Genomic DNA, 14,058 nt, shown 5'->3' with positions numbered 1-14,058 from the left:
CGCTCGCACCGCTCCACGCGTCGGCATGGTCCGAGGAGACGTGACGCGGCCACCGGGCCGGGGCGACGTGACGCGAGACCAGGGCCGGGAAGACGTGACCGAGGAGCCGGGCCGCGGCGCGACGGAGGTCGTACCGGCCGGAGGCGGGAAGGCGGTCACGGGCACGTAGCCCATCTTCTCAGGCGACCGAGGCACCGGCCCAAACTCCCGCGGCCCTCGCCGCAGTCGTTTTCACACCGGTATCGACTGAATCCTTTCAACGAGGTCTTGACACCTTCCCGGGCCGTCCGTAGCGTCCCGCGTGACAAAAGTAACATCATCCGACGGTTACTTCACATCCCTGGCCGATAAGTCGGCGCTCAGGAGGAACCATGGCACTCGATCGGTCCGTCAGCCGAAGGCGGCTCCTGCAGTTGGCCGGCGGTGCCACCGTCGCGACCGCGCTCGGCGGTGCGCTGACGGCATGCGGCGGCAGCGGCGGTACGTCGTCCGGCGGCACGCTGAAGGTGATCGGCGTCGGTGACCAGGAGCCGGGCCTCCGCAAGGTGCTCGACTCGTACAAGACGGCGCACTCCGGCTTCGACTTCAACCTCTCGTTCGCCCCGGCGGACCAGGTGCAGACCGCGCTCCGTACCCAGCTCGGCGGCGGCAATGCGCCCGACGTCCACGTGGTCTACCCCGGCAGCGGCAGCGCGATGTCGATGGTGCAGCTGAGCAAGGCCGGGCTGCTCGCGGACCTCAGCAGCCAGTCGTGGACGCAGAAGGTGCCGGCCGGGTTCAAGGGCGCGTTCCAGAACGACGGCAAGACGTACATCTTCTCGCCCGGCTCCAGCATGCTCGGCGCGATCTACAACAAGAAGGCGTTCGCGACCGCGGGCGTCGAGCCGCCGACCACGTGGTCCGAACTGCTCGCGGTCTGCGACAAGCTCAAGAAGAAGGGCATCGTACCGATCGCCCTCGGCGCGCAGACCCCGTGGATCACCCAGCTGATCCCGTACGCGCTGGTCCCCGGCACGGTCTACGCGAAGACGCCGGACTTCGACGACAAGATGAGCGCCGGGCAGGCGTCGTTCGCGGACTCCGGCTGGGTCGACGCGATGAACAAGTACCTCGAACTGCAGAAGAAGGGGTACTTCAACGACAACCCGAACGGTACGACGTACGAACAGGCGACCGCGATGGTTGCCACCGGCAAGGCCGCGATGGCGGTCCAGGTGTCCGCCGTACTGTCGGCGTTCCGGGCCGCGACGAAGACGCCGGACGACCTGTCGATGTTCCCGTTCCCGTCGACGGATGTTGCCGCCGACAACTGGATCCCGGCCGGCGTGGTGGTCGGCATCGCGGTCAGCGCGAAGAGCAAGAAGGCGGACCAGGCGAAGAGCTTCCTGGAGTACTGCGGCCAGCAGGAGAACCTGAACGCCTGGGCCGAGGCCGTCTCCTGCGTCCCGCTGTACGGCGACGCGAAGGTCGACCCGGCGCTGACGTCGTTCCTCCCGCTCCTGAAGGCGAACAAGGCCGTCCCGTTCATGGACCAGCGCTGGCCGAACGCCGAAGTACAACCAACGCACTTCGCCGTGGTCCAGCAACTCCTCGGCGGAAAGACCACGGTGCAGGACGCACTCAAGAAGATGGACGACGCGTACAAGAAGGGCGCATGAGAGGACGTATCGCCCCGCCGTGGTGGTTCGCGGTGCCGGCCGTGCTGGTGTACGCACTTGTCGTCCTGTACCCGAGTATCGCCGGGGCGGGGTCGGCGTTCACGGACTGGTCGGGGGTGGGGAGTGCGAAGTCGTTCGTTGGGGTGGCCAACTTCAAGCAGCTGTTCCAGGACGACCAGGCGCTCGGCGCGTTGCGGAACACGTTGCTGCTGACGGTCGCGATCGTCGTGGTCCAGAACGGGATCGGCCTGCTGCTGGCGCTCGGCGTACACACCCGGATCCGGAGCCGGATGGTCCTCAGGCTGGTGTTCTTCGCCCCGGTCGTGGTGAGTCCGGTGATGGTGTCGTTCCTGTGGAAGTTCGTCTACAACCCGGCGCCGGACGCGGGGCTGAACGCCGCGCTCGGTGCGGTCGGGCTCGGCGGGCTGCGGCAGGACTGGCTGGGGAACCCGTCGCTCGCGCTCTGGTCGGTCGCGTTCACGGTGATCTGGCAGTGCGCCGGGTACTCGATGGTGATCTTCCTGGCCGGGCTGGAAGGCGTACCGGCGGAGTTGCACGAGTCGGCGATGGTCGACGGCGCCGGTACGGTCGCGCGGTTCCGGCACATCACCTGGCCGCTGCTCGCCCCGGCCGTGACGATCAACGTGATGCTGTCGACGGTCGGCGGGCTGACGTTGTTTACGCAGATCATCGCGATGACGAACGGCGGACCCGGGTACGCGACCGACACGTTGTCGACGGTGCTGTACAAGCAGGCCTTCGTCTACGGGAAGTTCGGCTACAGCACGGCGGTCGCGCTGGTGCTGGCGATCTTCGTCGCGGCCGTGACGTTCCTGCAGATCGGGTACCTGAGGTCGAGGGAGACGACGGCATGAAGTACCTCCCACGGACGTTCCTGCTCGAGGCCGTGATGATCGTGGTCGCGATCGCGTTCCTGTTCCCGGTGTACGTCCTGGTGACGCTGGCGTTCAAGGACCCGCAGCAGATCGCGAACAAGCCGCTCGGGCTGCCGTCGCCGCCGAGCGCCGGCAGTTTCGGCGAGGCGTGGCGTGAGGCGGGCCTCGGATCGGCGTTGCTGAACAGCACCCTGATCACGGTCGCGAGCGTGGTACTGCTGATCGCGGCCGGCTCGCTCGCGGCGTACTTCCTGGCCCGTACGGCGACCCGCTTGAGCTACGGGCTCTACATCCTGTTCCTGGTCGGGATCATCCTGCCGTTCCAGCTCGGGATGATCCCGCTGTACAAGCTGGTTGACGACCTCGGGCTGCTCGGGACGTACCAGGGGATGATCCTGTTCTATACCGGGATCCAGCTGCCGTTCACGGTCTTCCTCTACACCGGCTTCATCCGCTCGCTGCCGGCTGACTACACGAACGCAGCACTGATCGACGGAGCGTCACATCTGCAGGCGTTCATGCACGTGATCTTCCCCCTGCTGCGCCCGATCACCGGCACCGTACTGATCCTGAACGCGGTCCAGATCTGGAACGACTTCTTCACGCCGCTGCTCTACCTGGGCGGCTCCGGCCACGAGACGGTCCCGGTCCGGGTGTTTGCCTTCGTCAACCAGTACACCTCGAACTACGGCCTGGTCGCGGCGGGCCTGATCCTGGCCGCGCTCCCGATCCTGCTGCTGTTCCTGTTCCTCCAGCGCTACGTCATCCGCGGCTTCGCCTCCGGACTCAAGGGCTGATCGATGTAACACCGACCCTCCCAGGCCCGATACACGAGCAGGTGCGCCGTGGCGTCGATGGAGCACACTGGGAGGGTTCCGTCGACGCCGTACGGCGCACCTTGAGCGTCCGTCAGTAGACCTCGATGCGGTCCAGACTGATAACTGCGCTGGTGGAGGCCGGGTTCTTGTCGCCGGTGACGCGGACACGGACCGTGTGCGGGCCGGACGGCAGCGTGGGGCTGATGTACATCAGCTGCTCGCCGACGCGGATCGAGCTGTAGTAGTCGACGCGTTGCTCCGGGCCACCGTCGACCGAGATCGCGGCGATGCCGTTGCCGGTGTCGGCGACGCTCAGCAGGGCCACGCGGGTGCCGGTGAAGCTGATCGTGGCGGTCGCGTTCGGCTCCCAGCTCCAGTGGTCGTTGCCCCAGAAGCACTGGTTGCCGCAGCCGGATCCGGAGCTCCAGGCGCCCGTGTAGGCGACCGCGGCGTCGGTGTCGTTGATCCAGTAGTTCGAGGAGCCCGGGTCACCGGACGGCAGGTTCTGCGTCGCACCGGCGGCCAGCGGGCGGCCGAGGTTCGGCGTACCGTCCGCGTTCCAGGTGATCTTCTGGACGCGCGTGGTGCGGAATGAATACGTATACACGCTGGTGTTCTTGCCGTGGTACGCGATCCAGTCCTCGGTGCCGTCCGGCGACTTGAAGAACGAGTGGTGCCCGGGGCCCCAGACGCCGGTGTCGTCGTTGCGGGAGAAGATCGGGCCGGCGTGCTGCACCCAGTTCGACGCGACCATCGGATCGGCGCCGTTCGCGATGCTCTTCATCCACAGCTGGTAGTCCGGCTTGCCGGTGTCGCAGGTCGAGTACGTCAGGAACGTGCGCGTCGCGCCGTACAGCGGGGTCGGACCCTCGCGTACTTCGCTGCACCCGCCGTCGGCCGGGATCGCGACCCGGTTGCCGGTCGACGTCCACGGGTTGCTCATCCGGACGATGTACAGCTGCGCCGGCCCGCCCTGGCCGCGGCCCGGGCCGGTCCAGACGAAGTACTGCTGGCCGTTGATCGTGAACGGTTCGCCGTCGATCGCGTACTCGCCGAAGTCGGCGATCTTCGCCTTGAACGAGTACGGCCCGAGCGGGTCGTCGCCGGCCGACTCGAGCACGTACATCCGGTGGTTGGCGTCCACGCCGTCGGAGGCCGTGTAGTAGATGTACCAGCGGCCGCCGACGTGCCGGAACGCCGGGGCCCACATCTGCGTGTTCCGGCTGGTGTCGGAGTCCCGCCAGACCACCTGCTCGGGCTGGACGAGCAAGGTGGCGACGCTTGGCGACGACCAGATCCCGATCCGGTCGCCGCGGGTGGTCGCGACGTAGTACTTGCCGTTGTAGAACATCATCGACGGATCCGCCGACGGGTTCACCGGGTTCCGGAACGTCTGCGACGTCAGCTGGGAGGTCACTGCCTTCTCCTGGATCTCGGCGGCCGGTGCGGTCGGCGCGAGAACGCCGATCAGCAACAAGGCGGCCAGTGCAACGCGAAGCAGTCTCATGAGTACACCTCTCGAAACCTGGGGGCGGACCGGTCTCGCTCTCGGTTGTACCGGGTGCTTCTAACGTTGTAAACCGTTCAGACGAGAATCGAACGGCTCCCAGGGCTATCTCGTGCGCCCCTTCCGCTCGTTCTTCTGGGCCAACCTCCGCTCCGCCGCGCCGAGCTTCTTCTCGGCCCTCTTGACCTCTTTCTTGGCGTCCTTGTCGGCCCGCACACTCGACTTGACGGCGTCTCTGCCCGCTGCGGTCCCGTGGAACGCGGCCCGCGTTGCCCTGCCGTTGTCCTCCGTGTCCCGTTGCCGCCTGTCGGCCGCGTTGAGTTGCTCAGTCGCCTTACGCACCGCGCGCTTCTCGAACATCCTGCTGGCTCCGCTCTCGTCGTGGCCGGTTGAACTGACGCGACGATTGTGACGAGACGCCAGGTCACGTGGTTCCTGCGTTCGGACCCTTTCGACCTGCGTCGAAGGCAGGAACCGCGGTCCGTGAGGTGGCGTCCTACCGGGCATGAAGCTCAAGGTGCGGGTCGTGCACTACCGGCACGACTGCTGGTACGCCGACATCGACGACGCCGAGGACCGGCAGCCGGACGACCCGTTCTGGTACGCCGACTGCCGCACCCAGGCCGAGGCGATCACGCTCGCCTGCTCCCAACTCGCCGCCCTCACCGCGGCCGCCTCCACGCCCTGCCGGATCAGCGAAACCTGCACACAGGTCGCCTAGCCCGAGTTCGCCCTGTAACACAGCGCCACCGTCACTGGATGTAACCCCCGAGGGGGGAACTCACCATGGCAACTTTCAACTCGCCACCCGACTGGCCGGCACCGCCGACCCCGGACTGGCAACCACCACCCGGCTGGAAGCCGGACGCATCGTGGCCGGCGGCGCCGGCCGGCTGGGCCTTCTGGCTCACCGCTCGGGGTACGCGGGCGCGGGGACCGCGCGGGCGGTACGGCGCGGAATCACCGGCGAAGCTGATCGCAGGCTGGGGCGCGGGTGCAGCTGCGTTCATCGTCCTGCTGACGGCGATCACCGGTAACAGCGACGCTCCGGCGACCGGCGCGGGGACGCCACGGCCGACGGTCACGGCGGCGGGGCCGACTGTCACGGTGCCCGGGCCGACCGTCACCGCGGCAGGGCCGACCGTCACCGAGACCGTTCCGGGGCCGACGGCAACAGTCACGCCGCCGCCACCGGCACCTACCGTGACATCTCGGCCGACGACCACGCGCACTACCCGCACCACGGCGCCCGTGCCGCTCGCGCAAGGTACCCGCACCACGTCCGCGCCCACGAAGACGAGCGATCCGGCGACGCAGAGCGTGTACTACAAGAACTGTGCGGCCGTCCGCGCGGCAGGTAAGGCGCCGCTGTATCGCGGCCAGCCTGGTTACGCTGCGCATCTCGACCGTGACGGGGACGGTGTGGCCTGCGAAACGTAGCCAACGGCAACACAGGCTGTGGATAACTACCGCAAGCTGTGGATAGCTAGGTGATTGCTGTGCACAACTGTCCCGCAACCTGTGGATAGCCGGTGCCGATGCACGTGCAGTCCGCTAGGTGAGAGAACGGTTGCCGAGCGGTTGCTCCGATGGTGAGATGAGTCCGCGCGCCGGATGAAACTTTACGAAGATTTGTCCGTGACATCCGGTGCGTCGGGTCGTTGATCCGGCAGGTATGGACCAACGGCAGCGGATCGCTGACCATTCGGAGGGACCCGCTCGTGCACAAGTTCAACTCACCGCCCGACTGGCCCGAGCCGCCGACCGACGGCTGGCGCCCACCGGTCGGCTGGCAACCGGACCCGGCCTGGCCCGCCGCCCCGAAGGGCTGGCGATTCTGGCTGAACCGCAACGGCCGGCACAGCAGCGGCCCCATCGGTGCGTACGGCGCCGTCGACGCCGGCCGCCTCGAGCTCGCCACCGTCGACCCGGGCCTGCTCCTGATGCATTCCTGACCGCCCACAGGAATCTCGGCTCCCAAGCAGCTCGGTTCCCAAGCACCTCGGCTCCCGCGCGCTTCGGCGTCCGGGGGCCGACTTGTGTCCGCCTTCGGCCAGGGGACTGGCGCACTCTTATCGCGATCTGGTGTTATGTTACCAGCGCTGATAACACTCATTCTGGAGGCCGTACGTGGGCTGGATCGGGCTGGACCTCGGCACGCAAAGTGTGCGGGCCGTCCTGGCCGATGCCAAGGGGCAGGTGCTGTCCCGGGCGGCGCAACCGCTCATCAGCCACCGCGACGGCGCCCGGCACGAGCAGGATCCGCACGAGTGGCTGACCGCCGTCGACGCGGTCCTCGCCGAGGTCGGCACCCGCGACGTCGACGGTATCGCCGTCTGCTCCACCTCCGGCACCTTCCTCCTCACCGACCGCTCCGGCCGACCGGTCACCCCGGCCCTGATGTACGACGACGCCCGCGCGTCCGCCCGCCGCGCGCAGATCGTCGACGCCGACCCGGACCGCTGGGCGACCAGCATGCAACCGACCTGGGCGTTGCCGAAGATCCTCGACCTGGACCTCACCGGCCGCCGCGTCGCGCACAGCGCGGACTTCGTCGCGGCCCATCTCGTCGGCCACCCGGTTGCGACCGACACCAGCCACGCGCTCAAGACCGGCTTCGACCTGGTCGCCGACTCCTGGCCGACGGCCGCGTTCGGCAAACTCGGCCTGCCGCTCGAGGCCTTCCCTGAGGTCGTCCGCCCTGGCACCGAGCTCGGCCGCACCCCCGACGGCATCCCGGTCTACGCGGGAATGACCGACGGCTGCGCCGCCCAGATCGCCGCCGGCGCCCTCGCCCCCGGCGCCTGGAACTCGGTCCTCGGCACGACGCTGGTCATCAAAGGCGTCAGCGCCGACCTGATCGCGGACCCCACCGGCGCGGTCTACAGTCACCGTCATCCCGACGGCGGCTGGCTCCCCGGCGGCGCGTCCAGTTCCGGCGCCGGCGTCCTCGCCGAACTCCTGCCCGGTGCCGACCTCGACGCCCTGGACCACGCGGCGTACCCGATCGGCGCTGTTACCTACCCGCTCACCAAGACCGGTGAGCGGTTCCCATTCGTGGCGCCGCAGGCCGAGCGGTTCACGCTTGGTAGTACGCCGGACGCGGTGCATACGTATACAGCCGTGCTCCAAGGAGTCGCGTTCGTCGAGCGGCTCGCGTTCGAGCACCTGCAGGCGCTCGGCGCGGACCCGGTCCGTTCGGTCTCGCTCACCGGCGGCGGCACGCGGAGCGGGTACTGGAACCAGTTGCGCGCCGACGTCCTCGGCGTACCGGTGGAGCTTCCGGCCGTCCCGGACCCGGCGTACGGCATGGCCGTGCTCGCCGCGTCTGGTGGCGAGGACCTGACAGGCACGGCCCGGCGGATGGTCCGCGTCGACCGGGTGCTCGAGCCGCGCGGGGGACGGCTCGACGAGCTGTACGGCGAGTTCGTCGCGGAGCTCGACCGCCGGGGGTACCGGGGATGAGGACGACGATCGTGCTGGCCCGTCACGGGCGGACCGAATGGCACCACGGCAACCGCTATACCGGTTCCACGGACCTCCCGATCGACGAGGTCGGCGTACAGCAGGCGCAACTGCTCAAGGCCTGGGCGCTCGACTTCGCGCCGGACGCGCTGTGGTGCTCGCCGATGCTGCGGGCGCGGCAGACCATCGCGCCGATTGCGGAGGCCTTGAACCTGCAGCCGACCCTCGACGCCCGGTTGCGCGAGGTCGACTTCGGCTCCGCCGAAGGGAAGATGCTCCGCGAGCTGCCGCCTGCGGTCGGCAAGGCGTTCGAGCTCGATCCGGTGCGGGACCACTTTCCGGGCGGTGAGGACCCGGTCGCGGCGGCCGACCGGGTCCGCGAGGTCTTCGACGAGATCGGGCGCCGGCACCAGGGCCAGAAAGTGTTCGCCGTCGCGCACAACACGCTCCTCCGGCTGCTCGTCTGCAGGGTGCTGGGCCTGCGGCTGAACGACTACCGCAGACTGCTACCTGCGCTCGGTCCCGCGGCGCTGGTGCGTTTCCGGTGGCAGGACGGCACAGTGGGTCTCGAGGCGTACAACGTTCCTCCTCTACGTTTGGAGACCCTGGCATGACATCGGATGTCGACGGCGACACCGCCGAGCTGAGCCGGCCAGCGCGCCGGCAGGCCGAGATCGCGGCGTACGTCGTGAAGCACGGCTCGGTGTCGGCGAACGACCTGGTCGAGGCGTTCGGCGTGAGCGTGATGACCGTGCACCGTGACCTGGACGAGCTCGAGCGGCAGGGTGTGGTCCGCAAGTACCGCGGTGGTGTCAGTGCGCAGCCGACCAGCGTCTTCGAGAGCAACGTCGCGTACCGGCTGAACACCGCGCACGCGGAGAAGCTCGCGATCGCCCGGCACGCGCGGACGATGATCGAGCCGGGGATGTCGGTGATGCTCGACGACTCGACCAGCGCGCTGGCGCTGGTGGACCTGTTCGAGGACATCACACCGTTGACCGTGGCAACGAACTTCCTGCCGGCCATCACCAAGCTCACGCAGTTGCGGGACATCACGCTGCTCGCGCTCGGCGGGATCTACTCCGTGACCCACGACTCGTTCGGCGGGATGCCGTGCGCGGAGGCGGTCGAGGCGCTGCACACCGACCTGCTGTTCTGCTCGGTCTCCGCGGTGTCGCCGACGCACGCGTTCCACCAGGAAGAGGAGATCGTGCTGGTGAAGCGCGCGATGCTGCGCTCGGCGAAGACCAAGGTACTGATGGTCGACCACGGCAAGCTGCAACGCACCGCCCTGCACCGGCTCGCACCGCTGTCCGACTTCGACATCGTGATCGTCGACGAGAAGACCCCGAAGGACCTGATCCAGGCACTCCGCGACCACGGCGCGACCGTGGAGGTCGCAGAAGTTTAGGAGGGGAGCGTATGGATGTCGGCGTCGACGTAGGCACCACCGTCACGAAGGCCGTCGCGTTCAGCGCCGACGGGCGCCCGCTGGCCGAGGCATCCCGGCCGACCACGCTCTTGCACCGTAGTACCGGGCGATTCGAGCACGAGACGGAAGAAGTAGTTGCCTCGGTCAACGAGGTACTGCGGGAGCTCGCGGCGACCGTCGGCTCTTCCCCGGACGTACTCGCGATCACCGCACAGGGCGACGGCCTGTGGCTGGTCGACGACGCCGGTACTGCGGTGCGCCCGGCGATCTCCTGGCTGGACGCGCGAAGCAGCCCGATCCTCGAACGGTGGACCGCGGACGGTGTGGCGGAACACGTGTTCCGACGCTCCGGAAACCGTATGTTTCCTGGGGCTTCAGGGCCGTTGCTCGCTGCCGTGCTCGATGAGGAGCCCTCAGTGGTCGAGGCGGCCCGTACGGCGGCGTACTGCAAGGACGTGGTGATGCAGGCGTTGACCGGCGTACGGGCGACGGATGTTTCCGATGCGTCGGCGCCGTTCCTTGATCCCAGGACGGGTGAGTACGACGAGGAGGCGCTGGCTGCCACGGGATTGGCCCACGTGCGGGGGTTGTTGGCGCCGGTTGTTGCCGAAGGGCCGGTTGGGGAGCTGCGGGACGGGGCGTGCGGAATGCGTGCCGGAACACGGGTTTCCGCCGGGCCGTACGACCTGCCGGCGGCGGCCGCTGGAGCCGGTGTGACCGAGGTGGGCGACGCCTTGCTGACCGTCGGTACAACGTTGGCCTGCCAGGTCGTCACGCGCGAGCTTCCCGTCGACGGCGAACCTGCCGGCTTGTTCCTCGGTACCTGGACGCCCGGTGTCTGGCTGCGCGCGATGCCGGCGATGGTCGGTACGGCGGCCCTCGACCGCGTGCTCGCACTCGTTGGGGTCACCATCGATCGATTGCCTGCGCTCCTCGCGGACAGCCGACCGGGCGCGTCCGGCGTGACGGTTCTGCCGTACCTGTCGGAGGCGGGCGAGCGGGCTCCGTTCGTCGACACCCGCGCCCGCGGCTCGATCGACGGCGTCTCGCTCTCGACGACGACGGCCGACCTGGTCCGCGCCACCTGCGAGGGCATCGCGTACGCCGCCAGGCACTGCCTCGAAGCGGCAGGCTGGACCGGTCGCGTCACGGTGTGCGGCGGTGGCGCCCGCAGCAGCGAGTGGACCCAGATCCTCGCCGACGTACTGAACGCACCCCTGCACACCGCAGAGGCGGAGCAGGTCGCTGCCCGCGGCGCGGTGATCTGCGCGCGCCGCGCGGTCGATCCGGCCAGCGCCGGCCCAGAGTGGATCGCGGAGACCCGCCAGGTCGACCCGGACCCGGCCCGCGCCGCGTTCTACGCCGAGGCCTACGCCCACTACCTCCGCCGCATCGAGTCAGCCCGCCCACGCTGGTCCGACCCGGCACCCACCTTCACAGGAGATTGATGAGAACCGTCAAGACGTTGCTGGCCGGTGACCACTTTGTACGGAACGAGTTGCTCGCTGCTGCGTTGCGTGCGATCCCGGATGTCGAGTTCGACTTTCGGGAGGTCACGTTGCCCTGGCCGTTGACGCCGTACGGGCGGGTCGCGGAGGTAGACGAGGCGAGTGATGCGGAGGACCAGCTGATCGAGGCGCTGGGCGGGGTCGAGCTTGCCGTGACACAGATGGGGCCGTTCACCGAACGTGTGCTGGACGCCGCGCCGGATCTGCGGTACCTGGTCGTCTGCCGTGGTGGGCCGGTGAACGTGAATGTCGCCGCGGCGGCGCAGCGGGGGATTGCGGTTGCTGCGACGCCGGGGCGGAATGCGGTTGCGGCCGCCGAGCACGCGGTCGCGTTGATGATGGGTGCCTTGCGCAACCTTCCGCGGTTGCAGCGGACCCTGGAGCAAGGCGAGTGGCGCTCCGATCTCTACGCGTACGACGAATGCGGCAGCGAGCTCGACGGGTCGACGGTCGGGCTGATCGGGTACGGCGCGATCGGGCAACGGGTCGCCCGCGTGATGCTGGCCTTCGGTGCTCACGTCCTGGTGTCGGACCCGTACGTCGAGCAGGCGCCGGACGGCATCGAGCTGGTCGATCTACACGAGTTGCTACGCCGGTCGGACGTGGTCAGCCTGCATGCCAGGCTGACCGAGCAGACCCGCGGCATGATCGGCGCCGAACAGCTTGCGGTGATGCGGCGCGGCGCCGTACTGGTGAACACCGCGCGCGGTGGTCTACTCGACTACGACGCGACCGGCGACGCGCTGGAGTCGGGGCAGTTGGGCGCTGCGGCGTTCGACGTGTTTCCCGCTGAGCCGCTGCCCGAAGGATCGCGGCTGCTGACCGCGCCGAACATCGTGATGACGCCGCACCTGGCCGGAGCGACGCGGCAGACGGCGCACCGCGCCGGCTCGATCGCGGCTAGCGCCGTCGCTGCGTTCCTGGCCGGCAAGGATCCGGTCGGACTGGTACACGTGTAGACGGGAGCGGGCCCGACTGTACGAGGAGAGGTGCTGTGATCATCACCGGCCACCGGGGCGCGCTCGGGACCGAACCGGAGAACACGCTGCGATCGTTCCGCCGAGCGGCCGCGGACGGCTGCGACGAGATCGAACTCGACCTGCGGGTGAGCGCGGACGGGGAGCTCGTCGTCATGCACGACCCGACCGTCGACCGTACGACGTCCGGGTCGGGTGAGGTCGCCGCGCTGACCCTCGCCGAGCTGCGGGCCCTCGACGCGGGTCGGGGTGAGCGGATCCCGACGTGGGCGGAGGTGGTCGCTGCCGTCGACGTACGGATCCAGGCGGAGCTGAAGGCCGAGGCCGCCGTACCGCTGCTCGCTCAGTCGTTGAGGTCGGACCCCGCGCTGGCTGCTCGTACGCTGGTCACGTCCTTCCAGCCCGACCTCCTGCTCGCGATCCGCGACCTGTTCCCCGAGGCCGAAACCGGCCACATCTTCGGCCACACCCCGTCGGCCGCCGAGCTCATCACCCGCACCCGCTCCGCCGGCGCCACCTGGTCCCTGTGCACCATCTCGGGCCTCACCCCCGAGACAGTCGCCGCCCTCCACACCGCCGGCCTCCAGGTAGCCGCCTGGCCCGTCCCCAACCCCCAAACCCTCACCCAAGCCCAATCCCTCCCCGCAGACGCCATCACCACCGACAACCCCCACCTCCTCCACACCCCCTGACAAACCCCCACAACCCGCCGGAGGCGGGGACGCCGGAGGTGACACGTTTCAACGGGTGAGTCCCACTCAGCCGCCGGAGGCGGGTTGTCGGAGGTCACACGTTCCAACGTGTGAATTTGTTCTTCCGTGGAACATAAATGTGTGATTGCCTAGTCCGCATGGGAATCAGCATCGGTGTGGTCGGAGCGGGCCAGTTCGCGCCCTCGTTCCTGCGGTTGTGGTCGGCGCACCCGGACGTGTCCGAGGTGCGGCTGACCGACGTCATCCCCGAGCGGACGGCGGAGCTCGCCGCCAAGCAGGGCATCACGACGACGCACGCGTCGTTCGAGGAGATGCTCGACTCGGACCTGGACGCGGTCGCGATCTTCACGCAGCGCTGGCTGCACGGCGAGATGGCGATCAAGGCGCTCGAGGCCGGGAAGCACGTGTACTCCACGGTCCCGATGGCGATCGAGGCGGACCAGATCGCCCGGATCATCGAGCTCGTGAAGGAGACCGGGCTCACCTACATGATGGGCGAGACCAGCTTCTACTACCCGTCCTCGGTGTACTGCCGGCAGAAGCTCGCCGACGGCGCGTTCGGCCGGGTGTTCTACTCCGAGGGCGACTACGTCCACGACATGGACCTCGGGTTCTACGCGGCGTACCAGTACTCGGGCGGCGACGACTGGAAGAAGACCGCCTCCTTCCCGCCGCTGCTCTACCCGACGCATGCCGTCGGCAACGTTCTGTCGGTGACCGGTCAGCACGCCACCCACGTGTCGGCGATCGGTGTCAAGGACGACCGCGGCGACGGCGTCTTCGACAAGGAGATCAGCCAGTTCGACAACGACTTCTCGAACGCGACCGCCCTGTTCAAGCTCGCCGACGGCGGCATCATGCGGACCAACGAGATGCGCCGCGTCGGGTACCCGTCGCACATCCGCGAGTCCCGGCTGCGGGTGTTCGGCACCGAGGGCAGCTTCGAGCAGCTCGCCACCACGACGCTGTGGCAGAACAAGCAGGGCGTCGAGGACGTCAGCCACCTGATGGAGACCAAGCCGACCGGTGACGACGCCGACCTGGCGAACGTCGACCCGGCGCTGCGGGACGCGTTCCGCTCCGG

The 14,058-nt window shown here is 68.7% G+C and carries 15 protein-coding genes; 13 read left to right on the top strand and 2 right to left on the bottom strand.

The features are described from left to right. The first annotated feature begins 371 nt into the window (after positions 1-371). From VFF46_RS00845 to VFF46_RS00835, 3 genes are read left to right on the top strand one after another with little or no spacing between them, the layout of a single operon-like run. Positions 372-1,658, top strand: coding sequence for an ABC transporter substrate-binding protein (locus tag VFF46_RS00845; protein ID WP_325035015.1), 1,287 nt, complete (start codon positions 372-374; stop codon positions 1,656-1,658). Further along, on the top strand, positions 1,655-2,533 hold the full coding sequence (locus tag VFF46_RS00840; protein ID WP_325035014.1) for a sugar ABC transporter permease: 879 nt from the start codon (positions 1,655-1,657) through the stop codon (positions 2,531-2,533). The genes VFF46_RS00845 and VFF46_RS00840 overlap by 4 nt, the downstream gene beginning before the upstream one ends. Next, complete coding sequence (locus tag VFF46_RS00835; protein WP_325035013.1) at positions 2,530-3,351, top strand: carbohydrate ABC transporter permease; 822 nt, start codon at positions 2,530-2,532, stop codon at positions 3,349-3,351. Before VFF46_RS00840 ends, VFF46_RS00835 begins: the two co-directional genes overlap by 4 nt. Before the next feature lie 112 nt (positions 3,352-3,463). Here VFF46_RS00835 and VFF46_RS00830 read toward each other — a convergent pair whose 3' ends face one another. Both VFF46_RS00830 and VFF46_RS00825 read right to left on the bottom strand, forming a co-directional pair. Beyond that, complete coding sequence (locus tag VFF46_RS00830; RefSeq protein WP_325035012.1) at positions 3,464-4,879, bottom strand: family 43 glycosylhydrolase; 1,416 nt, start codon at positions 4,877-4,879, stop codon at positions 3,464-3,466. A gap of 105 nt (positions 4,880-4,984) precedes the next feature. Next, entirely contained in the window at positions 4,985-5,239 is a 255-nt protein-coding gene (locus VFF46_RS00825; protein ID WP_325035011.1) for a hypothetical protein, read from the bottom strand. 145 nt (positions 5,240-5,384) lie between these two features. Between VFF46_RS00825 and VFF46_RS00820 the strand changes: the two genes are divergently transcribed. The 10 genes from VFF46_RS00820 to VFF46_RS00775 form a co-directional block, all read left to right on the top strand. After that, complete coding sequence (locus tag VFF46_RS00820) at positions 5,385-5,600, top strand: hypothetical protein (RefSeq protein WP_325035010.1); 216 nt, start codon at positions 5,385-5,387, stop codon at positions 5,598-5,600. A 65-nt stretch (positions 5,601-5,665) separates the two neighbouring features. Beyond that, on the top strand, positions 5,666-6,319 hold the full coding sequence (locus VFF46_RS00815; protein ID WP_325035009.1) for an excalibur calcium-binding domain-containing protein: 654 nt from the start codon (positions 5,666-5,668) through the stop codon (positions 6,317-6,319). Between the two features lie 281 nt (positions 6,320-6,600). Continuing rightward, entirely contained in the window at positions 6,601-6,834 is a 234-nt protein-coding gene (locus tag VFF46_RS00810; RefSeq protein WP_325035008.1) for a hypothetical protein, read from the top strand. 175 nt (positions 6,835-7,009) lie between these two features. Then, positions 7,010-8,344, top strand: coding sequence for an FGGY-family carbohydrate kinase (locus VFF46_RS00805; RefSeq protein WP_325035007.1), 1,335 nt, complete (start codon positions 7,010-7,012; stop codon positions 8,342-8,344). Beyond that, positions 8,341-8,958 (top strand): histidine phosphatase family protein, encoded by a 618-nt coding sequence (locus VFF46_RS00800; RefSeq protein WP_325035006.1) that lies wholly within the window; start codon positions 8,341-8,343, stop codon positions 8,956-8,958. Before VFF46_RS00805 ends, VFF46_RS00800 begins: the two co-directional genes overlap by 4 nt. Continuing rightward, a complete protein-coding gene (locus VFF46_RS00795; RefSeq protein WP_325035005.1) occupies positions 8,955-9,755 on the top strand; it encodes a DeoR/GlpR family DNA-binding transcription regulator in 801 nt (266 codons plus the stop codon). Before VFF46_RS00800 ends, VFF46_RS00795 begins: the two co-directional genes overlap by 4 nt. 11 nt (positions 9,756-9,766) lie before the next feature. Continuing rightward, positions 9,767-11,224 carry an FGGY family carbohydrate kinase gene (locus VFF46_RS00790; protein ID WP_325035004.1) on the top strand — a complete coding sequence of 486 codons (1,458 nt, stop codon included), beginning with the start codon at positions 9,767-9,769 and terminating at the stop codon, positions 11,222-11,224. Next, positions 11,224-12,243: a 2-hydroxyacid dehydrogenase gene (locus VFF46_RS00785; RefSeq protein ID WP_325035003.1), complete on the top strand. Its 1,020-nt coding sequence runs from the start codon at positions 11,224-11,226 to the stop codon at positions 12,241-12,243. The genes VFF46_RS00790 and VFF46_RS00785 overlap by 1 nt, the downstream gene beginning before the upstream one ends. Before the next feature lie 35 nt (positions 12,244-12,278). Next, positions 12,279-12,953: a glycerophosphodiester phosphodiesterase gene (locus VFF46_RS00780; RefSeq protein WP_325035002.1), complete on the top strand. Its 675-nt coding sequence runs from the start codon at positions 12,279-12,281 to the stop codon at positions 12,951-12,953. Between the two features lie 158 nt (positions 12,954-13,111). After that, a partial coding sequence (locus tag VFF46_RS00775; protein WP_325035001.1) for a Gfo/Idh/MocA family oxidoreductase occupies positions 13,112-14,058 on the top strand: 947 nt, incomplete at its 3' end.

The sequence above is a fragment of the Kribbella sp. genome (genome assembly GCF_035655035.1).
GTDB lineage: Bacteria > Actinomycetota > Actinomycetes > Propionibacteriales > Kribbellaceae > Kribbella.
This window is presented reverse-complemented; position numbering and strand designations above follow the sequence as displayed.